Origin of the sequence: Rhodococcus jostii NBRC 16295, assembly GCF_001894825.1 — a bacterium.
GTDB classification, from domain to species: domain Bacteria; phylum Actinomycetota; class Actinomycetes; order Mycobacteriales; family Mycobacteriaceae; genus Rhodococcus_F; species Rhodococcus_F jostii.
The window spans coordinates 62197-85584 of record NZ_BCWY01000022.1; the positions used below are offsets into that span (position 1 = coordinate 62197).

The 23388-nt window shown below is 63.6% G+C and carries 19 protein-coding genes and 2 pseudogenes; 9 read left to right on the forward strand and 12 right to left on the reverse strand.

Annotated elements, in window-relative coordinates; genetic code table 11:
* Positions 1–54 precede the first annotated feature (54 nt).
* Positions 55–1308, forward strand: a complete 1254-nt coding sequence (locus RJ1_RS16095; RefSeq protein WP_073361458.1) for a cytochrome P450 — start codon at positions 55–57, stop codon at positions 1306–1308.
* Between the two features lie 353 nt (positions 1309–1661).
* On the opposite strand, the pseudogene RJ1_RS49295 reads toward RJ1_RS16095, so the two are convergent.
* Positions 1662–1925: pseudogene (locus tag RJ1_RS49295) on the reverse strand (IS30 family transposase); the annotation flags it as partial.
* 47 nt (positions 1926–1972) lie between these two features.
* Here RJ1_RS49295 and RJ1_RS16105 point away from each other — a divergent pair.
* Together RJ1_RS16105 and RJ1_RS16110 are read left to right on the forward strand one after the other, a co-directional pair.
* Positions 1973–2236: pseudogene (locus RJ1_RS16105) on the forward strand (integrase core domain-containing protein); the annotation flags it as partial.
* 176 nt (positions 2237–2412) lie between these two features.
* On the forward strand, positions 2413–2838 hold the full coding sequence (locus tag RJ1_RS16110) for a transposase (protein WP_240320064.1): 426 nt from the start codon (positions 2413–2415) through the stop codon (positions 2836–2838).
* A gap of 85 nt (positions 2839–2923) precedes the next feature.
* Here RJ1_RS16110 and RJ1_RS48830 read toward each other — a convergent pair whose 3' ends face one another.
* The 11 genes from RJ1_RS48830 to RJ1_RS48670 all read right to left on the reverse strand — a co-directional run bounded on the left by RJ1_RS48830 (position 2924) and on the right by RJ1_RS48670 (position 15207).
* Positions 2924–3073 (reverse strand): hypothetical protein, encoded by a 150-nt coding sequence (locus tag RJ1_RS48830; RefSeq protein WP_338049604.1) that lies wholly within the window; start codon positions 3071–3073, stop codon positions 2924–2926.
* A gap of 37 nt (positions 3074–3110) precedes the next feature.
* Positions 3111–3479, reverse strand: a complete 369-nt coding sequence (locus RJ1_RS16115) for a DUF3263 domain-containing protein (protein WP_240320065.1) — start codon at positions 3477–3479, stop codon at positions 3111–3113.
* Between the two features lie 456 nt (positions 3480–3935).
* Positions 3936–4880: a PDR/VanB family oxidoreductase gene (locus RJ1_RS16120; RefSeq protein WP_073361460.1), complete on the reverse strand. Its 945-nt coding sequence runs from the start codon at positions 4878–4880 to the stop codon at positions 3936–3938.
* Positions 4870–6072 (reverse strand): aromatic ring-hydroxylating oxygenase subunit alpha, encoded by a 1203-nt coding sequence (locus tag RJ1_RS16125; RefSeq protein ID WP_073361462.1) that lies wholly within the window; start codon positions 6070–6072, stop codon positions 4870–4872. Before RJ1_RS16125 ends, RJ1_RS16120 begins: the two co-directional genes overlap by 11 nt.
* A 114-nt stretch (positions 6073–6186) precedes the next feature.
* On the reverse strand, positions 6187–6942 hold the full coding sequence (locus RJ1_RS16130; RefSeq protein ID WP_073361464.1) for a VOC family protein: 756 nt from the start codon (positions 6940–6942) through the stop codon (positions 6187–6189).
* Complete coding sequence (locus RJ1_RS16135; protein WP_073361466.1) at positions 6939–8087, reverse strand: PucR family transcriptional regulator; 1149 nt, start codon at positions 8085–8087, stop codon at positions 6939–6941. Before RJ1_RS16135 ends, RJ1_RS16130 begins: the two co-directional genes overlap by 4 nt.
* 239 nt (positions 8088–8326) lie before the next feature.
* Complete coding sequence (locus RJ1_RS16140) at positions 8327–9226, reverse strand: LysR family transcriptional regulator (protein WP_083400797.1); 900 nt, start codon at positions 9224–9226, stop codon at positions 8327–8329.
* 247 nt (positions 9227–9473) lie between these two features.
* A complete protein-coding gene (locus tag RJ1_RS16145; protein ID WP_073361470.1) occupies positions 9474–11009 on the reverse strand; it encodes an APC family permease in 1536 nt (511 codons plus the stop codon).
* 204 nt (positions 11010–11213) lie between these two features.
* Positions 11214–12545 (reverse strand): flavin monoamine oxidase family protein, encoded by a 1332-nt coding sequence (locus RJ1_RS16150; protein WP_073361544.1) that lies wholly within the window; start codon positions 12543–12545, stop codon positions 11214–11216.
* A 159-nt stretch (positions 12546–12704) separates the two neighbouring features.
* Positions 12705–14183: an aldehyde dehydrogenase family protein gene (locus tag RJ1_RS16155; RefSeq protein ID WP_073361472.1), complete on the reverse strand. Its 1479-nt coding sequence runs from the start codon at positions 14181–14183 to the stop codon at positions 12705–12707.
* A gap of 472 nt (positions 14184–14655) precedes the next feature.
* On the reverse strand, positions 14656–15207 hold the full coding sequence (locus tag RJ1_RS48670) for a helix-turn-helix domain-containing protein (RefSeq protein ID WP_083400799.1): 552 nt from the start codon (positions 15205–15207) through the stop codon (positions 14656–14658).
* A gap of 230 nt (positions 15208–15437) precedes the next feature.
* Here RJ1_RS48670 and RJ1_RS16165 point away from each other — a divergent pair, with 230 nt between their 5' ends.
* The 6 genes from RJ1_RS16165 (at position 15438) to RJ1_RS16190 (ending at position 23051) form a co-directional block, all read left to right on the forward strand.
* On the forward strand, positions 15438–16382 hold the full coding sequence (locus RJ1_RS16165; protein ID WP_073361476.1) for a dihydrodipicolinate synthase family protein: 945 nt from the start codon (positions 15438–15440) through the stop codon (positions 16380–16382).
* A 5-nt stretch (positions 16383–16387) separates the two neighbouring features.
* Positions 16388–18064: an oxidoreductase gene (locus RJ1_RS16170; RefSeq protein WP_073361478.1), complete on the forward strand. Its 1677-nt coding sequence runs from the start codon at positions 16388–16390 to the stop codon at positions 18062–18064.
* Positions 18057–18809 carry an SDR family NAD(P)-dependent oxidoreductase gene (locus tag RJ1_RS16175; protein ID WP_073361479.1) on the forward strand — a complete coding sequence of 251 codons (753 nt, stop codon included), beginning with the start codon at positions 18057–18059 and terminating at the stop codon, positions 18807–18809. The genes RJ1_RS16170 and RJ1_RS16175 overlap by 8 nt, the downstream gene beginning before the upstream one ends.
* Positions 18810–19017: 208 nt before the next feature.
* Positions 19018–20328: an MFS transporter gene (locus tag RJ1_RS16180; protein ID WP_073361546.1), complete on the forward strand. Its 1311-nt coding sequence runs from the start codon at positions 19018–19020 to the stop codon at positions 20326–20328.
* A gap of 143 nt (positions 20329–20471) precedes the next feature.
* Entirely contained in the window at positions 20472–21998 is a 1527-nt protein-coding gene (locus tag RJ1_RS16185; RefSeq protein WP_073361481.1) for an APC family permease, read from the forward strand.
* 282 nt (positions 21999–22280) lie between these two features.
* Entirely contained in the window at positions 22281–23051 is a 771-nt protein-coding gene (locus tag RJ1_RS16190; RefSeq protein WP_073361483.1) for an SDR family NAD(P)-dependent oxidoreductase, read from the forward strand.
* The last annotated feature ends 337 nt before the right edge of the window (positions 23052–23388 follow it).

Genomic DNA, 23388 nt, shown 5'->3' on the forward strand with positions numbered 1-23388 from the left:
ATGCGCCCCGGTTCCACCATTCGTCCTGATTTTCCCCCTCGAGAAGGAGAAATCATGCACACCGCCACCGCAGACGTACCCGACATCCTGTCGGACGAGCACGACAACGATCCGCAGATCGCCTACCAGTATCTGAGGGAAGTGTCTCCGGTGGTCTACCATCCGGGATCCGACAGTTACCTGGTTTCGAGGCATTCGGACGTCCAACGGTTACTGCGCGGACAGGAAACCAATTCACAGAATTACGCGGACGGACTCGGTCTCATCTTCGGACGTACCGTGCTCGAGTTGGACGGCAAGGAGCATCAGTCACACCGCTTGTTGCTGAACCCCTTGTTCCATACTGTCCGAATCGACGACCTGCGCCCCACTGTGACGACAACGGTGGAGCAGATGTTCCTGCCGCAACTCGATGCAGCAGCAGACCGCGTTCGGACCGGCGAGCGAGAGTTCGCGTCGATAGATTTGGTGTCTACCTACTTCGGCGAACTCCCCATCTCCGTCATCGAAACGATGCTCGACCTTCCACGAGAACGGCACGAGGACTTTTCCCGCTGGTACCGGGCTTTTCATGCTTTCACCGCCAACCTGTCGGGTGATCAGGGAGTCATCGACCGCGGATTGGCGGCCCGAGCAGAGATGACGGAGTACGTGCTACCCCTCATCGAAGAGCGGCGTGCCAAACCTGGCGCCGACCTGATATCGCAGATGGCGTTGGCGGAGATAGACGGCAATCGACTCAGTGACGAAGAAGTACGCGCGTTCGTCAGTCTCATGATCACGGCCGGTGGAGAGACGACCGACCGCGCGCTCGGTCTGATGCTGCTCAACCTCTTACAACATCCGGACCAGCTCAGTGCGGTTCGAGACAACCGCGAGCTCATCGTAGACGCGTTCGTCGAGACGATGCGTTACACGCCACCCGTCGGGATAGCGGGTAGACAGGCTGCAGTCGACATCGAGCTACACGGAGTGACAATTCCGAAGGGCGCACGAATCAACCTTCTGATTGCCGCAGCTAACAGGGACCCGCGAAAGTTCCACAGACCGAACGACTTCGACATGTTCCGCCAAGACAACAGCACATCGAAGGGTTTCAGCGGTGCGTCTGATCATCTGGGTTTCGCAACGGGAAGACACTTCTGTGTCGGGGCCCAGTTGGCGAAGGCCGAGATCGAGATTGCAACCGGCATGATCTTGGATAACATGTCGAACTTGAGGCTCGCCGAAGGGTTCGTGCCTAAGCCGACCGGGCTGTGGACGCGAGGCGTCGATGTCCTCGAGGTCGCGTTTCTGCCGAACAGGTAGACCAGCGTGAGCAGATCCTCGGCAGCCGGAGCATTGCGGTGCCATCGCCCCCAGATCACGCGCACCGCGTTGATCAGGACTCGCGGCCAAGGGCTTGCTTTGGAGCGAACCTCGCTACCGGCCATCTGTCCGCAGGTCGGTAGCGAGGTTCGCAAGACGAAACATCGAGGCTAGAGGAGGCTAGAGGCAATTCCGTTTACTTATGGAGACGGTACGGAGTCGCCCGAGAGGACGACAGGGCGGCGGCCGATGGGGTGCTTGACGTGGAAGACGGACATCTTGCGTTTGACCGCGCGGGGTTGACGTGGGGACGTCGGGGCGGCAGGCGGTCGTGGAGGATCTCCGTGGTGACACATATCCTCGCGTTCGGTCAACGACAGGTACCTTCCCGAGACCGGGGTCAACTCGATCGGTGACATCCCACCAGCCTGGCGGAACCACCGGGTCCCCACCGGCCCCGACACGCCGCACGTCTTCGCTGCGTCGTCGCTCGTGAGGCCCTCGGCGATCCGCGCCCGGAACGCCAGCTCAAGGTCCCGGCGCACCGGAGGGCGTCCCGGCGACCGCATCACCGCACGCCCCGTTAACGCTGCCGCCCATCCTGGTGGTCGTCCCATCCCACACCTCCATTGTCGAGGTGTTGCTTCCACCGGTTGAACCTGGTCAGTTCCGTTCTGGATTGTTCGTAGAATTGTTGGCCTGCAATGGTTTACAAGGCTCTATGGGGAAGGTGGGGGCATGTGATGACAATGCGGCGATGGAATCGTTCTTCGCGTTGCTGCAACGCAACGTCCTTGACCGTCGCCGCTGGAGCAGCCGTGAGGAACTACGGTTGGCGATCGTCGGGTGGATCGAGACGACCTACCACGGGCGGCGCCGGCAACGCGGGCTTGGTCGACTGACGCCCGTCGAGTATGAGACGCTCCATCAGACCGCACACGTGCACACCCCGTGTGTCAACCAGGGTGGGGGCAGTCCCGAATTCGGCCCCTTGAACCTACAACCGCACCGGGCCGATAGTGGGCCGAACGCGGCGGCAGGCACAAGGACCCCGAGCGTGAACCGAGACGCCGCCGACGGGCCACATGCAACCGCCAAAACGGGGTGCGGCACCTGTTCGCCGCCTACGATTTGGCCACCGACAGGCTCTACGGGCATGTCAAGGACACCAAAACCCGCACCCAGTTCCTTACGTTCTGCCGCTACCTGCGCAGCCTCTACCCGGCCGGCATGCGCCTGGCGATCGTGTGCGACAACTTCTCCCCGCACCTGACTACGAAGAAGTGCCGCCGGGTCGCCAACTGGGCGGAGGCGAACAACGTCGAGATCGCATACACGCCCACGAATAGTTCGTGGTTGAACCGGATCGCGGCGCAGTTCACCGCGCTGGGCTACTTCGCGCTCGATGGCACCGACCATGCTTATCATCGCGAGCAGGCCAGCATGATCCGCCGCTACATCATCTGGCGGAACAAGCATGCCGCCGACGAACGGTGGCGGGAGATCGTGAACAAGGCAAACGTTGCCTGATGCGGCACTAGTTTCCGTATCTCTCGATGATCACAGCTCGATTCAGGAATGACCTGCCACAACTGCTCGTTGAATTGGCGCGTTGTCATTCCGAAGTGGATGAGATTTCTTCTTCGGTGGCACACTCGTATGGCGCCCACATGCTGGCGAATTCGATGAGGAACTCCGCCTCACTGTCGGGATGCTTGCGCTTGCGGTTGACTTCACTCCTGGCGGCGCGACGTTGTGGCGCCATCGGCGATACGATTGAGAGTCCATAGGGTTCCACACATCTATCCGGGCCTGAGGAGGCCGTCGGAATCAAGATCGCCTCCGCCGCAACGAGGTGGACACGCGGTGCTGTCAGTCGTTCTCGCGTGACCGTCAACTTTCCTATCCAATGCCGAACTACGCACCGTAGGGACGCGGGAATACGACCGTTGCTTGTTCTGATGCAGCGGCGCGAGTTTGAGGGTGCACAGCGCGTCGAGCCGGCGTCGGACGCTGTCGTTCACGCCGGGGTGGTGGGTGAGGAGACGTTGTAATCGCTGGTAGAACACGGTGGGGAAGACGCCGAACTCGGGCAGGATGTGTTCGTCTCCGCCTCCGAAAGGCGCCCACTTGACCGCGAAGTCGAGCATGGCGAGTTCGCCTTCGGTCACGTCGTCTCCCATCTTCCAGCCTGATATATGCGGGTGTGTAGGCGTGGCCGCGCGAGGCGTCGCACGGCCACGCCGACCGGTCATTGCACGTCGAGATAGACGCTCGTCCGGTGGGCGCATCCACCGACCCGATCGCGGTCGTGTGGACCACCTCCGGGACGCCGAAAGCCACTGGCCAGCCGTGTCGGTGGTACTACTCCCTGGGGGTGTTCCAACGCCAGGTCAATCATGGTGGTGAGCAATCGGTTTCGCCGGCGGCCTGGGCACGATGAGGAGTGCCGTGCCGGCAGTCTGCCCATCGGTAGGTGGCCATCCGAAGGGGACCGCTTCGACTGCAACCCCGACGGCGCAGACTTGCATACGCGACATCGATTCGGCACGCGATCCACCATGTCGGCAGTGAGGGGAATGCCGCGTAGCCGGCCAACCTTGGCGCCCTCGTCCCGGCCGCCGGTGCTACAGGTCGAGGACCAGTCGTGGGCCGAGGGCGCGGGACACGCAAATCATCATCGAAGTGCCTGCCTCCCGCTCGTCGTCGCCGAGGAGCAGGTCGCGGTGGTCGGGCACGCCGTCGAGTACCTTCGTCTCACACGTGCCGCAGACGCCCTCTCCGCAGGAGGTCGGGACGACGACGCCTATGCCAGCCAGCGCGTCGACGATCGACTGCCCCGGCGCTACCGAGCAGACCACGCCACTGCGTTCGGCGACGACGGTGAACCCGTCCGTCGGCGCGTCTGTGATGGCGCCGGAAAACCGCTCCAGGTGCAGCGACCCCGCGGGCCACGGCTTGCACAACCGCTGCACGGCGTCGAGCAGACCGGTGGGGCCGCAGCAGTAGACCTCGGTGTCTGGCCGAGGCGTACCCAGCAGAGCGGGGAGGTCCACAAGCCCGAGCTCGTCCTCCGGGACCAGTTGCACCCGGTCTCCATAGCGCTGTAGCTCGCCGGCGAAGGCCATCGAGTCGCGGGTCCGCCCGCCGTAGACGAGTGTCCACTCGTTGCCGTCCCGCTCTGCCTGTGTGATCATGGCGAGAATCGGGGTGATCCCGATTCCGCCGGCGATGAACAGAGTCCGGTGCCGGGCAGCGAAGGTGAAGTTGTTCCGTGGCCCACGCGCGGGAATCACGTCTCCGATGCGCAGTTGCGTGTGTATGTGCTCGGAGCCACCGCGACCTTGCGGCGCGCGCAGCACCGCGATCTCGTAGCCCGCATCGTCCCGGGGGTCGCCACACAGTGAGTACTGGCGCACCAGTCCGTTCGGCAGCAGCACGTCGATGTGCGCGCCGGGCTCCCAGCCTGGCAGCGGGGTGCGGTCGCGACGCTCCAGGCGCACCTGCCGCACCCCCGCTGCCGGAGAGGCTACGGCGGTGACCTCGAGTGGAAACTCGGGATCACTGGTCATCGCGACCGCCGAAGCTGATGGATTGCGCTACGTCCCAGCGTCCGGTGAGGTAGGCGGAGGCGAGCTGGGCCTGGAAGGCGCGCACGCCGTCCTCCCGCGCGTCGAAGGGGCCAGGCCGGTACCCGTTGCTCAGCAGGCCCTGGTACACGGACTCGCAGGCCGCGAAGTCCTGTCGGTTGGTGATGTCCCAGAACCCCGCGGCGTACGAGGGGTCGAAACCGGGGCGCTCGGCCACGTGGCGGGGGAAGAGCCAGGAGCACTCCACGAACGTCTCACCGGGTGACAGCGGCACCAGACGGTGGGTCATCACGTAGTCCGGCTGCAGGGTGAGCAGCAGATTGGGTGCGAGCATGAAGTAGATCGTCCGACGGGCCTGCTCGTCGCTGATCCCGGCGATGCGCTCCCCGTCGCTGCGGCCGTCGAGGCTCATGGTTTCGGCATCCTCGCGCAACTCCAACGGTCCGCCCAGCCACATGCCGGTGTGCCGCAGGCCCATCGCCGTCTCCGGCGGGCTGACCCGGCAGAGCTCCGGGTGGATCGAGGGGCAGTGGTAGCACTCGAGGTAGTTCTCGATCACCAATTTCCAATTGGTCTGGAGCGTGTAGCTGTGCGACTCGCCGACGACCATGTCCGTGGGATCCCAGGGGGCGACGACATCGGTCAGATTGCCGACCCACTCACTGAAGTCGGGGGCGTCGTCGGAGGCGTTGACGAAAATCCAGCCGAACCATTCGACCGAGCGTAACCCGACAAGCGGCCATTCCTCTTTGGCGAGGCTCTCCGTGCCGGTGAACTGCGTCGCGGAGCGGAGCGCGCCGTCGAGCTCGTAGACCCACGAGTGGTACGGGCAGTGCACGACTCTCTTGTTCGTGCACGTGTCTACCGCCAACAATTCGTGCCCCCGGTGCCGGCACGCGTTGTAGAAGGCGTGGATGGTGCCGGAGGCATCGCGGGTCAGCAGGATGCCCTGGGTGCCGACCCGGACGGCGCGCTGGTCGCCGGGCGTGCCGACGTCGCTGCTGCGCCCTACACAGACCCAGGCGGCCTCCATTAGGTGTTTGCGCTCCCAGTCGAGGACGTCGGGGGACAGGTAGGCTTCCGCCGGAAGCGTCCGTGCATCGGAGAGTTGTTCTTGCAGTACGGAGTCCAGCGCAGCAGGGGTGAGGGGTGCGGGCGGGAGGGCGGTGGTCATGTCGTCTCCATCGTGGGGAGTGCGGATCAAGTAAGAATGAACTTAATCACTAATTCGACCCGCCAACATATACGCGTGCACAGTTTGAGGCGCGCATTCTGTGCATGCCCACACTCAGGTGGTGCTTGATACGTACTCTCTGAGGAGATCGTCGGAGGCGGGCGTCTGGATTCCGAAGGTGACCCCGAATGGATCGGCGAGCACGGCGAAGGGACCCATCGCTGATTCGGTGGCCGGCACCCGGACCCGGGCGCCGAGGTCGCTCAGGCGGGCCACCTCCGCTTCGAGGTCGAGAACTCGCAGGAAGGGGATCCAGTGCGGCGCAACGGCAGAAGGTAGGACGTCGAGCATGTCCACTACGCCGGCGCCTGGACGGTCTGCGAACACCAGCAGGCGGTAGTTGCCCGGGCCGGGCGCAGGCTCGTCGATCACCTCACAGGCCAGCGTCCGGGCGTAGTAGGCCGCGGCTTCTTCGGCCAGCGGCGTGTACAGATCGACAAAGGCCACGTCCCCCAGCTGCCGACTCGAGGGTCGGGGACCGGCCAGCTCGGTCAGGGCGAACAGTGCTCCGTCGGGCGCGGAATACACGGGCAGCGTTTGGCCGTCGGCAAGTACCGTGCCTGCCGGGCGGGCGCCGAGGTCGAGGGCGCGGCGGCCGGCGGCGGCGCTGTCGGTGGTGCCGAAGCAGGGTACCCAGCATCCTGACGGTGGTGTGGGTACGTCACCGGCGGGTACGAACGAGATGCGTTGTCCGGAGTCGTCGCCGTCGCGCGCGTGGTCCATGGCGAGGGTGTAGAACGCTTGACTGGCCGTGGTGTCACCGCCCACGAAAAGGACGGTGTCGAGGGCGATCTGGGCGCTGTCGGTCATTGTGGTCCCCGTCCGTCGAGTAGTGACGACAGGTCGGCGGCGGAGCCGAGTTCCCAGCCGGTCGTGGCGAGCCAGAAGTGTGTGCGGCTGCTCGGCGAATCGATATCGCGGCCGGTGAGTTCCTCGATCAATTTCAGCCGGTTGCGTAAAGTGTTGCGGTGCACGAACAGTGCCGTCGCAGTCGCCGCCGGTGCGCAGTCCTCGGCCAGGTAGCGGCGCAGCGTGGTCACGAGTGAGGTGCCGTTCTTGCGGTCGTACTCGAGGAGCGGCGCCAGTGCCTCGGCCGCTAGATCGCCCAGCGGCATCCCGGCCTCGATACTGGCGATCAGCAGTGCCGTGGCCAGATCCTGGATCCGGTGCACGTGCACGCCGTGCCCTTCAGCCAGGGCGTTGCGCGCCTCGAAATAGCCCAGACGAAGACCGCGAACCCCAACGCGCGGCTTGCTCACCCCCACGCGGGCGTCCGGTCCCAGACCGGTGAGGTGCTCGTGGCACAGTCGGGCCACGAACAGTCCGGCGCCCTCGGGGACAACCAGGACGACGCGGTCGTGCACGATGGCACGCAGGTGCGGGTCGTGCTGCTGGCTCAGCAGGGTGTGCAAGTTCCACGGGTAGGAGCGGAGCCGTCGAGGCGGACAAGCCACGGACCCGACGACTACCTCATGTGCCTTGGCGGCGTCCAAGCCGTGCTCGCCGAGCCGCCGCGCGGCCTCCTGTTCACTGGATTGACCGGCGATGACGTCCTCGAGCACCTGGCCCAGCAGCTCCCGTCGCCCGCTCAATACGGCGTGCCGGCGGGACAGCTCGATGCCGGCCAGCGTCGCGGCGAACGCGAGCAGCGCCGGTGGGATGTCCTGTCCCCGCGCGCACAGCACAGCGACCGGCTCGCCTTCCAACTCCACCGGCCGGAGCATGCAGCCCGCCACCAGTTCCCCGGGCGGGGGCGAGGCAGCGACCAGTTCCTCAGCCTGCCACTCGGCCCTCGCTGGAACGCTGACCAGCACCCCACCGCGCAGATCGATCACGGCCACCGGTGCGGCAGAGAGCCCGTGGAGCGCGGTCACCAGCGCATACAGCGGCCGCTCAGCGGTCAGCGCGTCGGCCAGAACACGGTGGTCGGCGAGGTCAGGGTCGGCCGACGTCATAGCGTGCATCCTACGCACGTGCGACGTGGGTCACGCCAGTCGATGTCGGCGCGGAACCGGTAGGCGATTCCTCCGAGACCTACGGAGCCAAACGCGGAAAAGTGCGGACTTCTCGACGTCGACGCGATCACCACTGCCGTTGATTCAGCGTGCCGGCGACGCAGCCGGAGGTGTTGTCCGCGAAGAGGAAGGGCAAGCGCTGCCCCCGCCGAGCACGGCGACGTTGACTTCTCGCTCGTTCACTGTGGCTCCTCTTCCGAGTACGTGGCGAGGCCCGCGTCGAGGACTGCCTCGCGAAGGAACCGCACGACCTTCCGGGTGATTTCCCAGCGCAGTTGCGCGGCCGGCAGGACCGTCCAGTATTGGCCTTTGTACGTGACCTCCGAGGGGAGGACGCGGATCAGGGACGGGCGCCTGCGTGCGATGTAGGAGGGCATGACGGCAATCCCCGCCCCTGCCAGTGCTGCTTCCTCGTGTATCAGGAGATTGTTGGACTGTAATCGGATGATGTTGGGCAGCAGCGGTCTGAGAGTCGCAAAGTCGGGTACGGCTGCGAGTGGGTCCTCCGCATACCAGCACAGGACGTGGTGCTGTAGGTCCTCGATCCGACTGATTCCGGGGTGTTCGCGCAGGTAGTCCTCGGTAGCGTAGAGCCCGATTTCGTAGGTGACGAGTTCTTGGGTCCTCACCCGGGGAGACGTGGGCTTGGTGCGGACCACCGCCGCGTCGTAGGACACTCCGTCACGGCTGGCCAGGGAGTCCGCGGTCACGATACGAAGGATGATCCCGCTCTCGGCGATCAGGCGACCGCAGCGCGGTGCCAGGACTGTGGCCGCGAACCCGTCCGGGGCCAGGACGGTCCATTCTTCGGGGCTGGAGACGATCGGGTCGCCGTCCGCGAACACCTCGACACCGAGGGAGACCATGCGCGCGGCCGGTAGTAGACCTTCGCCCGTGGGTGTCAGCTTCCACCCAGCCGTGCTTCGGCTGAAGAGTCGAGTGCCGAGCGTTTTCTCCAGCCGACCGATCCGGCGGCTGACGGTGGTGTAGTCGACCCCCAGCTCTTGGCTGGCGCGGACCAGCGATTTGGCCTCGGCCACGACGTGGAAGTACTTCACGTCTTCCGCGTCCACTCTCATTTCGATCCCCTCATTGCCGATTTCACTTCGATGCGATCCGGACGGTCAGCGATGCGGGACCGTTGCCACTGCCCGGAAACGAGAGATCCGAGTGCGTTGTGCATCCCGCGAGTTGACGTTCGCGGGATGCACAACGTTTGTAGCGCTCAGCGGGATTCCGGGGTCGACCACCGCACCTGGAGCGGGCGAGCTCGAACTGACCGAGGTTCATCGCCTTGTCTGCGGGGCGTAGTGCTTGCAGGGTTCCTCACAGATGTTCTTTCTCGAGTTCGGTGGGCGTCATCGGGTCACTGTGCTTCGCGCGGGTGGGCGAAGCATGCATCTGCCGCATCTCGTGCTCGAGGGCGAGAGCGTCGGCACCCTGAGGCATCGCCGGAGCGGGAAGCCGCCAGAGCATGGGAAGTTTGTCTTGGACCACGCGCCGATACGCATAGAGAACGACCGAGAACAGCAGAACAGCCACCGCGACCAGAGACTCCCTGGCGCCCCCATAGCCCAGCAGTTCGGGATTCAGGACGCCGATCACTGTGATGAAGACATTGAACACCACCAGGACTGCCACGACAGGAATCCAGCCTTTGCTCCGCCGAATCGGCCGTGGCCAGTTCGGTCGGTCCTTACGCAGCAAGAGGAATGCCGCCAAGCCCAGGATTATCGCCAGCAGGTAGCCGAGGTTGCTCGCCAGCAAAATACTCACCGGATGGCCCACCAGGACCATGACAGTCGCGTTGAGGAGCACGTCCAGAGTCAGGGACCGGCCAGGCACACCCCAACGGTTGACCCAGTCGAGTTGCTTGATGGTCATGCCTTCCTGCGCTAGCCCGAAGAGCGCGCGGCCCCCGTCGGCGGTCGTGGAGATGATAGAGATCAGCAGGGCCGACGCGATCACGATCGTTCCGATCCAGGCCGCGCCACCGAACGCCTGGTCGAATGCCACAGCGACATAATTCACCGGGTTGTCCCGAATTGCGTCCTCTCCAAGACCGCCTGCGAGGGCGGTCGGGACGACGACGAACAATACGATCATGAACAACGAAATTCGCGACATGGCCTTGGAAGTGTCGCGGGCGGTGTCCTTGTACTCGGGTGCGAACGAAGCAACGATCTCGCCCGCGTAGATCGTCCACGCGGTCACGTAGAACACGACAGCGACCGTTCGCCAGTCGCCCGTGACCGACCACGACAAGTTGGTCGTCGACCAATGGATCGACGGGCTGACCAGGCACGCCACCGTTATTACCGCTAGACCCGCGACAACCAGCAACCCGAGCACCTTGTTGACCGTGGCGCCGAACTTCAAACCGAAGTAGTTGAAGGCCCAGGCGAACAGCATGGCACCGAGAGCGAAGAGGTGTTCGAGGCCTAGTTTGTTGCCGAAGATGCCGAAGGTGAGAGTGTTGTCCTGAAACCAGGTCGCCTCGATCAATTCTCCGAAGACGACCGAGGCCATCGAGATGGACAGTGACCAACCGAGCCAGTAGCCGAACGCAGCGACGGCTCCAAGCGGGGCAAAATACTTCTTCCAGCCCTCGATTGCGTAGCGTGCGACCCCTCCGGAGTCGCGGGGGAACATTGCCGCCATCTCCGCAAAGACTTGGCATTGCAGGAAGCTGATGACAGCGCCGATGAACCAGACCGTAATTGCGGTCCACGCGCCGACTACGCCGAGCAGGTACCCGAACGTCACGAACAACCCAACCGGCAGGGTCAGCGCCATGGCCATGCCATCGCGCCAGGTGAGCTTCTTGGCGAGTCTTCGATGGTCCATGCTGTTTTCGGTCATGTCTCGTCCTTTGTTGTTACTGTATGTCCCCCCGGTTGTCAGGTCGACGCGATCACGTTGCCCGGACACCGCCCGATGATCCGTACGACGGCAGGGCCGGGACGCTAGGCCGCCACTAGCGTCCCGGCCGGCAGGCCTGGCCTTCATCCCCGACTTCGTGTCCATTCGAGTGGCGCGAGTGTGGGACAAACCCGTGACGTGGGGCTAGCCATGATGCCCAGAGATCTGCGCATGAACCTCTCGATCAGCCCGGATTCCTGTTTCGATTGCGCCATCGATAAACCCGTTCCATCCGTTGGCGATATCCGAACCAGCAAAGAACAGCCTGCCTTCGGGCTTTTGTAGCTCGGCGAGCAAATTCGTTGTCTGGCCCGGTCTGAACATGCACCACGTGCCGCGAGAAAATTCGTCACTCGCCCAGTCGTGGCCTGTGGTAGCGACGACTTCCAGATCCCCAAATAGTTTTTGCAGTTCCGCACCGACTTGGTCAATGTCATTGGCATTCAAATCTGCCCCTTCGGGACCGAATGCGATCAGCAACTGGCCGTCATCGAGAACCTTGTCCGTGACGACATAGTTGATCAAGTGGTTCTCCGGAGCAACGGCGAAGAAGGGCTTGGGTAAGTCGCCTCGAACGTGCACCCACGCTTTCGAACCACGACCGGGCTGGCCCTCGGAGATTCCGGTCTGTTTCGCGGCGGATAGTGCGGGACTGAATTCAATTGCACCGAGGGTGTTCAACGGTGCGGCGACGACCACGTATGTGGCCCGCAAGGTATCGCCTTGTCGGGTGGTAACGATCACTTCTTCATCGGATTGTTCCACCGCGGAAACCGGAGTGCTCAGCCGAATTTCGGCCGAGGAGTCGTCCGCGATGGCCTGGATCAGAGAGCGTGTTCCGTTCTTGAGTTTGTAGCGCCCTACCGTATCGAAAACTGCGTTGATGTCGAATCCGCTGAGTGCATACCAACGCAGCGCGGCAACCAGGCCGACGTCCCGACACGGAGCGGAGCCCATGGCCGTCCACAAGCCGTTGGCCAGGTCTTTCTCTTCTGGAGTCAGGTCGAGTTCGTCGATCCGATCTTGGATCGACAACTTGTCGACCACCTCTAATGCGTCCTTGTGGAAGAAGGGCTCGAATGGTCGCTCGAGAACTTCCCGGGCGTCCTGAACGACCATCTCCATGAGGGACTCGATGGCCGAGGAGGCCTCCTCGTAGGGGACGCTCTTTCGATGGCCTCCAGTCACCGTGGCTGCGATTTCAGGCGCGGAGACTCCGATGGTTTCGACAAGCTCCAGGTTGTACCGCGAGATCTCCGCGAATGCATGTGGCTGGAACCAGTGGACCCACGTGCCGCCCAACTCCAGCGAATGTCCCGGCAGAGCGTCGTCTTTGTACCATGTTCTGCCTCCAATGCGATCCCTGCCTTCCAGCACCACCACGTCGTATCCCCGGCGACTGAGTTCCCGAGAGGCGGTGATGCCGGCGAAGCCGGCGCCAATGATCACAACATCACACGACTGATTATTTCCCATGTCCTCATCCACTAATAGCAAAGAATTTGGCTATCGGTGATACACCGATTTGGTCACCTTCGGAACGGAGTAACGTCCCAGGACTTGCGGAGTTACTGTCCTCCAGCTATCTACACGTCACGCGGCCTCGAATAGGCACTCCCTCACTCCATGAACGCTTCAGTCGCTTTTCTTAACGATGTGAATAACGCTGGTATCGGTGAACTCCAGGAGGCCCTCCATGCCGAACTCAACGCCGAGACCCGATTGCTTGCGTCCGCCGAAGGGAACGTCGGGTAGGACTGCGCAATGCGTGTTCACCCAGACGGTTCCACTATCGAGGCGCTGCGCGACACTGGTGGCGCGCTTCACGTCGGTGCCCCATACCGAATTGCCCAGGCCGTATTCGGTCCCGTTGACACGCTCGATCACCTCGTCGAGGTCGTCGTACTTCAAGATGGCGCGGACCGGCGCGAAGGTCTCCTCGGAGACGAGCGGACTGGCGTGGTCGATGTCGCGGACGACGGTGAGTTGCACGAAGTAGCCGGGGGTGTCGAACACGTTGCCGCCGGCGATGATCTTTCCATCACGCGCTGCGATGTCGAGTGCCTTCCTGGCGGCCTCCAGCTGCTTGGGATTCTGCACCGGACCGTATTCGGTGTCCGGGTCGAGCCCGTGGCCGATCTTGGCGTCGGTGGCCAACTTGGCGAACTCGTCGCAGAACTCGTCGTATTGCGAAGCGTGCACGAAGATCCGCTTGATGTTGATGCAGACCTGACCGGAGTTCCAGAAGGCCCACTCGAAGATGCCTTTGGCGACGTTCGGTATGTCGGCGTCGTCGAGAACGACCGCTCCGTCGTTTCCGCCCAACTCCAAGACGACTCGCTTGAGGGTCTCGGCGCTGCTGGCCATCACCTTGCGGCCCGCAGCGGTCGAACCGGTGAAGGAGATCTTGTCGACCTCGTTGTGGGCGGTCAGGTAGGGGCCCAGGTCGCCGCCGTCGCCGACCACGTTGACTACTCCGGCCGGCACCAGGTCCTGAAGCATCTCACCGATCAGCATCGCGTTGAGCGGCGTGGTTGGTGCTGGTTTGATCACTATCGTGTTGCCCGCGAGTAGTGCCGGCGCAACCTTGTAGATGGTCTGGAAGAAGGGGAAGTTCCACGGGATGATCCCGAGCACCACGCCGATGGGCTTGCGGTGGATCTCGATCCGCGCGTCCTCGTCGTCACGCACCACCTCGGGGTCGAGGCGTAGGTCGGCGATGTGCCGCATCCAGATGAGGGCCGAGTCGATGTCACCGTTGGCTGAGGCAGTCGGCTTGCCTGTTTCCAAGGTGATGATCCGTGAGATCTCCTCCCGCCGAGCCTCGATGCGCTGCGCGAATTGGTGCAGGATTCGTGACCGCTCCTCCACAGTGGTGTTCTGCCAGTGTCCGAAGGCGCGAGCCGCAGCCCGGTATGCCTCATCGGCCTGCTTCTCGTCAGCGACCGGCGCCGTTGCGATTTCCTCACCGGTTGCCGGGTCGCGGACCGGCTGACTCGATGCCCCTTCGACTAGTTGCCCATCGATCAGCTGCTTGAAGGTCTGATCGGACAGGTCGACTTCGGCAACCGAAGTGTCCATAAGATCGGGTGCGGGCGAGGGGGCGGTGGTCATGTCGTCTTCTCCATCGTGGGGGAGGGATCTGCCATTCAGGGCATCGTCGGTCGCACCTTGCTTCGTCGGATGCGGAGTAAGCAGCACCGGCTGACCGTCGATGGGTGATGGTGATCCACTCGGCTGGATCAAGTGAGAATGAACTTAATCACTTATTCGACGCGACAACATATGCGCGTGCACAGCTCACAGCACGCATTCTGTGCACGTCCACAGTCGTATGGTGATCAATGCGTCGTGGTGATCAATACGTCCTGCTGGAGCAGGTTATCGGAGGCCAGGATTGTATTCCGACGGTGACTCCGAATGGGTCGGCGTGGACGGCGAAGGGGCCCATCGCTGATTCGGTGGCGGGCACTCGGACCCGGGCGCGGAGGTTGCTCAGGCGGGCGACCTCGGCTTCGAGGTCGAGGACGCGGACGAGGGGGGCCTGGTGCGGGAAGGGCGGTGGGTAGGACGTCGAGCATGTCCACTACGCCGGCCACGGATCGGTTCGCGGATACCAGCAGGCGGTAGTTGCCCGGGGGGTGCGGGTTTGTCGATCACCGGGTAGGCAAGGGTCTGGGCGTACTGGGTTGCTGCCGCTTCGGCCGATGGGATGTACAGGTCGACGAAGGCGACGTCTCCGAGTCTCTGACTCGGTTGTGTGGGACCGGTGTCGGTGAGCCCGAACAGTGCTCCGTGGGGTGCGGAGTGCATGGGCAGGCTTCGGTCGTCGGCAAGTACCGTGCCGGCCCGGGCGGGCGCCGAGGTCGAGGGCGCGGCGGCCGGCGGCGGAGCCGAGTTCCCAGCCGGTCGTGGCGAGCCAGAAGTGTGTGCGGCTGCTCGGCGAATCGAGATCGCGGCCGGTGAGTTCCTCGATCAGTTTCAGCCGGTTGCGTAAAGTGTTGCGGTGCAAGAACAGTGCCGCCGCAGTCGCGGCCGGTGCGCAGTCCTCGGCGTCAGCCGACGCCATAGCGTGCATCCTACGCACGGTGGGTCCGGTTGATGTGTGCTCCGCAGGTGGCGCGAGACGCGTGCCCATGCACTGGCGATGAATGACGCCGCGCTCGGACTATGGCGAATAACTCGGCGGTACTGGATGAATGGCGAGTCTCGACAATTTGCCTCTGACCGCATACGCGCAGGCACGGAATCAAAACCCATCTGACCTGCAATTTCTGCACGAATGCATATCGCCATGCAGGACTGTCCCTTGTTTGTTCACCGCGCTCGTTTCTACCTTTCTTCTCACCGCAACAGAAAGGGGACATCATGGTCCAGCGCGACTCAGTCTCGTCAATTCGTGGTCTGATTCCAGCCCACCTCACTCCAATGTCGAGGGGCGGAGCAATTCACTGGGATGCACTCACCACTCACCTCCGGTGGCTTGCGGCAATACCCGGAGTCGAGTGGATCACCACCACTGCCCACGCATCGGAGGTCGCGACCCTGACCACCGAGGAACGGCAGCGCATGATCGAGCACACCGTCTCGGTGGTTCCGGAATCCATCGGCGTGGTTGCCGGTGTCTACGACGACGGCAGCGCGCGGGCCGCTGCCGAGGCACGACGTTCGGTCGAGTCTGGAGCGAAGGCGCTCTTGGTGTTCCCCTCGGGGGTCTTCGCCGGAGGGTCGCAGCGGCGATCGGAATCCCAGCGCTCCCACTACGAAGCGGTCGCTGAAGCCGTGGACGTGCCTCTGATCATCTTCAAGTATCCGGTCGGCAATCCTCTCACGCTGCCGCTCGAGACCACCCTGGATATCTGTCAGACCATCCCGACCGTGGCGGCCATCAAGGAATGGTCCTACGACATCGTCGAGTACGAGGACACCTGGCGGGCGATCAAGGCCGACGCTCCTCACGTCTCGGTCCTGAGCAGCTTCAGCCGCGCCCTCTTTGCCTCCCTTCTGGTGGGCAGCGACGGCGTGCTGAGCGGTCACGGCAGTATCGTCGCGGATCTGCAGAGTGAACTCCTTGCCGCTATGCAAGCCGGTGACCTGAACGGGGCGCGGAAGGCCTGGGATCGCATCTACCCCCTCGCCGTTGCGTGCTACGCCGATCCCTTCTTCGACCAGCACAATCGGATGAAGGCGGCCCTGGGCATCCTGGGTCGAATCCCGCGCGACGCCACGTATGTGCGACGCCCCTTGGTGGAGGTCGACGAGGCTGAGCTCGCCACTCTCGAGGCCGCCTGCATCAGCGCCGGGCTCGTGTAACGCCCATGTCCTACGTCCACCTCTTCAGTCCGAGCGCGATCGGCGGCGTCGAGATTCGTAACCGGGTCGTCCTGCCCAGCATGACCACTCGGCTGGCCACCCCCTCCGGAGAGGTCACGCCGGAGCTCGTGAGCTACTACCAGGAGCGGGCCAGGGGTGGCTGCGGTCTTGTGATCGTAGAGATGGCCTCGCCGCAGCGTCGTGGTCGACACCGAGGGCGCGAGCTGGGCATCGACTCGGACGAGTACATACCCGGGTTGTGCTCTCTCGTCGATGCCATCCACGAGCAGGGTGCCCGGGCCGGCATCCAGTTGGGTCACGGCGGAGCGAGGGCGCTCCCGACGGAACTCGGCGGGCGCCCCCTGGCCGCGACGGCGGGGCCGGTACCGGTATTCGAGACGGCACGCTTCGTGAACTTTCCCGAGCTCTTCGACGAGGACTCTCTGGAGCAGCTCGTGGTGGATCACGTCGACGCGGCCAGGCGGGCTGAGGAGGCGGGGTTCGACATGGTCGAGCTTCACGGTGCCCATGGGTACCTTCTAGCGCAGCTGATCAGCGCCGACGAGAATGGGGTGCTTCCGGACGCCCCGGCCAGGTACGCCTTCGTCGCGTCGTTGGTGCGCCGCATCGTTGACGCTGTCGACATTCCTCTGACCTATCGCCTCAGCGGTCAGGATTACTACTCCGCCGGACAAACCTTGGACGATTCGCTCGCGTTCCTTCCCTACATAGAGGACGCCGGCATCTCCGCCGTCTCGGTGACCGGCGGGCACTACAAGTCCGTCGATCCCGAGATCATGATTCCGCCGATGCCGTACGAGGACGGCGTATTCCTCGACGCAGCGCGCGTAGTCAAGGCACATACGCGTCTGCCCGTCATCGCGGTGGGGCGTGTGAACACCCCGGCGGTGGCGGAGGACGCGCTCGCGCAGGGGTGGGCGGACTTCGTCGCGGTGGGGCGCGGACAGATCGCCGATCCCCATTGGGCACGCAAGACGCAGCAACAGCAGCAGGTGCGAGAGTGCTTGGCGTGCAATCACTGTGTGCGGACCATGCGCTCGGGTAAACCGCTGGCCTGCGCGGTGAACCCCACTGTGACGACCACCGACCGGCCCGCCTCTGGACTGGCTGCGCAGCGTCGACTCGTGATCGGTGCCGGCCCGGCAGGCCTGACCTACGCAGTGGAATCGGCACGAGCGGGACACGAGGTGTACGTCATCGCACGGGACCGCACCTGGAAGGCGGCGGCAGCACCCGCCTTCAACGGCTACCGGCCGGATCGGCAGCGGATGCATCGCTACTTCGACGGACTGTGGAAGGAGGCCGTCGACGCCGGCGTTCACATCGGTGTGGAGGGGGAGCTGGAACCACCGCCCGAATGGCGTACCGAGGTCGACGTGGTCGCTGACGCCAGGGGCGCCACGTACGTGGGCAACCTCGGTCCCCTCGTCCGCATCCTCATCCGAGTCCTGTCCCGCGTACCCCTGCCGAAGCGGCTGATGAAGAGCGACCGGATCCACCACATATTGCTCTACGACCTGCGCAACCCCCGGAGGAAGGAGCCGACCCGCATTCCGGGAGCTCGCACCATCAAGATCGGTGACGCGGCACAGCCGGGCGAGCTGGCCGCCGCCGTACACGACGCATACATCCAAGCTTGGAAGGAAAACAGCGATGACTAGTAACCCGACGCGGTGCATCGTCACCGGGGGCAGCCAAGGCATCGGCGAGGCGATCGTCGAGAAACTCCTGTCAGATGGAGCTGCTGTCGCCGTAATCGACCGGCAGGAGCCCACAGCCCGACTGAAAGGCCGGGTAGCTTTCGCCGAGTGCGACGTGAGCGATTCCGTTGCTATGGAGAACGCAGCTCGTGCCCTGGCGGATGCATTGGGAGGGCCGCCCGACACGGTGGTCGCAAACGCAGGCAGATGCGTATCCGGTCGGTTGGCGAGCGACCCGGTCGACAACCTCGTCAACCACTTTCAGATCAACACTTTGGGGGTGCTCAACACCTTCCGTCCCCACATCTCCCACATGCGCGCCGCGGGTGGTGGGTCGCTGATCGCGATCACCTCGAACTGTGCGCACAAGCCGCGCCTCGACCTCGGCGCCTATTGCGCCACCAAAGCCGCGACCAAAATGATGGTCGAATGCCTCGCACTCGAGCTCTCAGCTGAGGGAATCCGAGTCAACGCTGTCGCTCCGGGTTCCTGTGACACCGAGATGCAGCGTCGTCAGTGGGAGGAACTCGGTGTCCCGAAGGACCGACAGGTCGTCGGCGACCTGACATCCTTTCGATCCGGCATCCCGGCAGGCAGGCTGGCGACGCCAAACGACATCGCACAGGCGGTCGGCTTCCTGGCCTCACCGGCAGCGGAGTTCATGCGAGGTGTGACGTTGGTCGTCGATGGCGCGCAGTCAATGTGAAATCAAAAGCCGCGCAATCGATGTGACTCGAACAGACCGTTCGGCACCATCAATCGTCCTCGCAATCACAATTGCGCCCGGCCGGAACCGACCATACCCGCCTCAGGTCTCCACGATGTGAGAGGATTGCCCCGTCGGGAGCTCCGCGCCCAGGGCTCCACCGAGTGCACCCAAAATGGGTCCTCCCGACATCCCCGGAGCGTTCGTAATGACCGACACCCAGGACCCCACGGCGAACTCCGAGTCGGCGACGCAACGCGCCAGCGCCTCCCCGCCGTCCACCCGCAGGGCGATGCTCGGCCTCGGCCTCGGCAACACCCTCGAATGGTACGACTGGATGATTTTCGGCCTGCTCGCCGCGTTCATCGGGCCGCAGTTCTTTCCGTCGCAGGATCCGGTGTCGTCCACCCTCGACGCGCTGGCCGTATTCGCGGTCGGGTTCTGCGTCCGGCCGCTGGGGGGAGTCCTGCTCGGTAACGTCGCCGATCGCGTCGGCCGGCGCCAGGTGATGCTCTGGTCGGTCGGGATCATGGCCGTCACCACCCTGAGCATCGCGCTGCTGCCCTCCCACGACTCGATCGGAGTCTGGGCCGGAATCCTACTGCTGGTATGCCGGCTGCTACAAGGCCTGTCCACCGGCATCGAGGCGCCGCTGTCCACGGCGTACGCCGTGGAGCTGATGCCGGCCGGACATGAAGGCCGGGCGGCCGGCTACATCAGCTTCTTCCAGAACTTCGGCATCCTGCTCGCCTCACTGGTCAGCTTCGCGACCAGCTACGTCATCGGCGGCGACGCCATGTCGACGTGGGGCTGGCGGGTCCCGATGCTGGTCGGCGCCGCGATGAGCTTCTTCGTGCTCTACCTGCGCCGCGCTCTACCCGAGACGCTGTCGGAGGACGAGAAGACCGAACGCACATCGGGCACCTGGGAAGGCGTCGGACGGCACTGGCTCGGCCTGGCCGCGATAATCTTCGTCGTCGGTGCCGCGCAGGCCTACAACTACGCGTGGAACGTCGGCCTCCCCAGCCTGGCTCGCGGCGCCTACGGCGAGAACCCGACCACGATATTCGCGATCACCAGCGTGCTCGGCGTGATCATGCTGGCCGGGTCGATCATCACCGGCCGGATCGCAGACCGGGTGCGCCTGTCCCGGGCATTCGTGGTCACCCGACTCGCGGTCGTCCCCGGCATCTTCCTGATGCTGCTGTACGCCGGCCCCGGCCTGAGCACCTTCACCGTGGTCCTGCTGCTGGGCGGCGTCTTACTTGCGGCGAACATGACGCTCTACAACGTCGTGTCCACGTCACTGATGCCGAAGTACTGCCGGGCGACCGGCACCGGTCTGGGCTACGGCGTCGCGGTCGCCGCCTTCGGTGGCACCGCGTCCTATCTGATCGTCTGGCTGCAGAGCCGTAACTTGTTGTGGGTCTTCCCCGTTTACACCGCTCTTCTGTCGGTCATCAGCGTTGTTCTGTACCTCGCGGCCCGTCGCCGCAGCGGCATTTTCGCTGGTGATTGAGCACCAACCCGACGAACATGGGGACCCTTAGCCATCGGGGTCCGACGAGTACACGGCATTAGTGGTCGCTGCCCGAACTAAGTTGGGTTAGCGCATCGTTCCCAATCTCAGGCCATGCTGACCAAAAAAGTAGGAGCACCACGATGAGCGATAGCGTCGACCATCACACACTCTCCAAGACACTGACCTGGCGCGATGGAATGGCGCTTGGGCTTGCCCTACCTACTGGGTTGTTCGTGACATTCGGCTACCTACTCGGCGTAGTCGGCGCGTGGACCGCAATTACGGTCTGGTTCATCGGCGCTGTCATCAGCTATCTCCAGTGCCGGGTCTTTGCGGAGATGGCGGCAATGTTCCCGCGCGACTCCGGAGGGGTCGCACGCTATGCAATCGAGGGCTGGAAGAAGTATTTTGCCCCGCTTGGAGCCATCGCCGCGTTCGGCTACTGGATTGGTTGGTCTCTGACTATCTCGATGGCGGCGGTCGTCTTCGGAGAATTGATCGAGGCGACCTGGTTTCAGGACAACACTCTCGCCTTCGGCATCTTGGGTAACCAGCTCGGGCTCGAGCACCTTTTCGCTCTCGGTGCCATGCTGTTCGCGTGGGCCTTCAACTACTTCGGTTTGAAGTTCGGTGCCACGGTCAACAAGGTGCTCGGGTTGCTGGTTGTTGCGGGTCTCATCGTGGTGTCGGTGGCGTGCCTGGTCAGCCCGTCGATCCATTGGTCGACGGCCAACTTGTCGTGGTCGGTCACGGGCGACTGGCGAACGGTCGCTGTCGTGTTCTACGTGACCGCGTGGGCAGTCTACGCGGGCGAGATGGTTGCTTCGTTCGCTCCCGAGTACAAGGACACAGCCCGCGACACTTCCAAGGCCATGTCGCGAATTTCGTTGTTCATGATCGTGTTGTTCGTGGTCGTCCCGACCGCCCTCGCAGGTGGTCTTGGTGAGGGCACGATTCGGGACAACCCGGTGAATTATGTCGCTGTGGCATTCGGCCAGGCGTTCGGTGGCGCGGCCTGGATCGGAACGATCGTGATCGCGTTCTCACTGCTGGTCGGGATGATTTCCACGACCGCCGATGGGGGCCGCGCGCTCTTCGGGCTCGCGCAGGAAGGCATGACCATCAAGCAACTCGACTGGGTCAACCGTTGGGGTGTGCCTGGCCGGTCCCTGACCTTGGACGTGCTCCTCAACGCGACTGTCATGGTCCTGGTGGGCCATCCGGTGAGTATTTTGCTGGCGAGCAACCTCGGCTATCTTCTATCGATCATTTTGGGACTGTCGGCATTTCTGTTGCTGCGCAAGGACCGACCGAATTGGCCGCGGCCGATTCGGCGGAGCAATGGCTGGATTCCTGTCGTGGCAGTCCTGGTGGTGTTCAACGTCTTCATCACCGTGATCGGCGTCCTGAATCCCGAACTACTGGGCTATGGGGGCGCCAGGGAGTCTCTGGTCGCGGTGGCCGTCCTGCTGTTCTCGGTCGTGCTCTACGCGTATCGGCGCGTGGTCCAGGACAAGCTTCCCATGCTCTGGCGGCTTCCCGCTCCGGCGATGCCCGAGGGTGCCGACGCTCTCGCCCTCGAGCACGAGATGCGTGGGACAACGGGTGCTCACACTGTCTATGACGTAGTCAACGACGCGGGACTGTCCAACGTTCGACAGAAATAGGAATCGAGCGTGCGGCCCGGTACGGGCTTTCACCGACCGCAACAACTGATCCGGCGCACAAGACCCCACACGCTGGAAGCGCGGCGCGGTCAGCTACACACGGCGGACCTGCGATCTTCGCCGCGGTGGAACTGAGAAGTCCGCAGACGCTGGGAGAGCCGATCATGCGGTGATTGGCGATTCGGGCGCAGCGTAGTTCGGGGCCCACCGTGTGCACGACAAGAACGATGCGGCCCGCGTCGGCCGGCGCGAAATTCTATCCAATCGAGGAAAGGAGCAACTGTGAACAACTCGAAATCTCTTGTGGACCAACGCGTCATTATCACCGGCGGTACGAAGGGGATCGGTTATGCGTGCGCAGAGCTGTTTGCACGGCGAGGCCACCAGGTGCTGATCTGCTCGCGGAATGCAGACCAGGTCGATACTGTGGCTGCGGAACTGAACCAGCACAACGGTCACGTTGCCGGAATGGCCGCCGATCTGGCGGACCCGGAAGTGGGTAACAGCATTGTCGGTCGTTGTATCGATCTGTTCGGCGGGGTCGATCATCTTGTCAATAATGCTGGCATCTATCAGCCGATCGCCATGGTTGACATGACCGCCGAAGGATGGGATGCGAGTTTGCACAACAACTTGCGTGGTGCGGCACTCACCTCTGCCGCTGCGGCGCGTTCCATGCGGTCCACCGGCGGCGGATCGATCGTCAACATCGCCTCGATCAACGGTCTGGCGGCGGAAGCCAACTTCGCGCCATACAACGCCGCGAAAGCCGGACTGATGTCTCTGACTCAGACCAGCGCCATTGAGTGGGCCGATGAAAATATCAGGGTCAACTGCGTTGCGCCCGGCTGCATACGAACACCGATGGTTGATCCCTTGGTTGCCGACCTATCCGATGAGGTCATCGCACGGTACGTACCGATGCGCCGACTCGGTATGCCGGCGGAGATCGCATCGGTGGTGGCCTTCCTTGTCTCCGACGATGCGAGTTACATCACGGGGCAAACCATCACTGTTGATGGTGGCACGCTGACCCGCCAGCCGATGCTCTAAAGAAAGATTGGGCTGCCTGGCGCAGGGCGCGACGACGCTGGCGTTTTAGGAGGTGCCGAGTTGGCGTCGCTTTCTCCGCGAAGTTTTCCGCAGCAGTCCACCTAAAGGGACGCCGTGAGGACAGGCCCCGACACCAATCCCTGGTGTCGATGAAGGAGTGCCCCATCTTCTCCGCTCTCCCTAAAATTTTCGCGGCTGTACTCGCGCAATTTTTCGAGCAATCGAAACAGTACTGCGGTCCCGGACTGGGCACGGATGAGAGTCGACGTGTCCACCAGCGACGGCAGCACTGCGATCAGATCGTCCGGCGTCCTCCGTCACCGTAGATGTCCTCTGT

Excerpts from the sequence above, each read along its gene's own strand:
- RJ1_RS16120 (WP_073361460.1), bottom strand. The coding sequence starts at position 4,880 with ATGACCAGTGATCCCGAGTTTCCACTCGAGGTCACCGCCGTAGCCTCT.
- RJ1_RS16140 (WP_083400797.1), bottom strand. The coding sequence starts at position 9,226 with ATGAGAGTGGACGCGGAAGACGTGAAGTACTTCCACGTCGTGGCCGAG.
- RJ1_RS48830 (WP_338049604.1), bottom strand. The coding sequence starts at position 3,073 with ATGGCGCCACAACGTCGCGCCGCCAGGAGTGAAGTCAACCGCAAGCGC.
- RJ1_RS16175 (WP_073361479.1), top strand. The coding sequence starts at position 18,057 with ATGACTAGTAACCCGACGCGGTGCATCGTCACCGGGGGCAGCCAAGGC.
- RJ1_RS16180 (WP_073361546.1), top strand. The coding sequence starts at position 19,018 with ATGACCGACACCCAGGACCCCACGGCGAACTCCGAGTCGGCGACGCAA.
- RJ1_RS16150 (WP_073361544.1), bottom strand. The coding sequence starts at position 12,545 with ATGGGAAATAATCAGTCGTGTGATGTTGTGATCATTGGCGCCGGCTTC.
- RJ1_RS16155 (WP_073361472.1), bottom strand. The coding sequence starts at position 14,183 with ATGACCACCGCCCCCTCGCCCGCACCCGATCTTATGGACACTTCGGTT.
- RJ1_RS16135 (WP_073361466.1), bottom strand. The coding sequence starts at position 8,087 with ATGACGTCGGCCGACCCTGACCTCGCCGACCACCGTGTTCTGGCCGAC.
- RJ1_RS16170 (WP_073361478.1), top strand. The coding sequence starts at position 16,388 with ATGTCCTACGTCCACCTCTTCAGTCCGAGCGCGATCGGCGGCGTCGAG.
- RJ1_RS16095 (WP_073361458.1), top strand. The coding sequence starts at position 55 with ATGCACACCGCCACCGCAGACGTACCCGACATCCTGTCGGACGAGCAC.
- RJ1_RS16125 (WP_073361462.1), bottom strand. The coding sequence starts at position 6,072 with ATGACCACCGCCCTCCCGCCCGCACCCCTCACCCCTGCTGCGCTGGAC.
- RJ1_RS16165 (WP_073361476.1), top strand. The coding sequence starts at position 15,438 with ATGGTCCAGCGCGACTCAGTCTCGTCAATTCGTGGTCTGATTCCAGCC.
- RJ1_RS16130 (WP_073361464.1), bottom strand. The coding sequence starts at position 6,942 with ATGACCGACAGCGCCCAGATCGCCCTCGACACCGTCCTTTTCGTGGGC.
- RJ1_RS16145 (WP_073361470.1), bottom strand. The coding sequence starts at position 11,009 with ATGACCGAAAACAGCATGGACCATCGAAGACTCGCCAAGAAGCTCACC.
- RJ1_RS16185 (WP_073361481.1), top strand. The coding sequence starts at position 20,472 with ATGAGCGATAGCGTCGACCATCACACACTCTCCAAGACACTGACCTGG.
- RJ1_RS48670 (WP_083400799.1), bottom strand. The coding sequence starts at position 15,207 with ATGGGCACGCGTCTCGCGCCACCTGCGGAGCACACATCAACCGGACCC.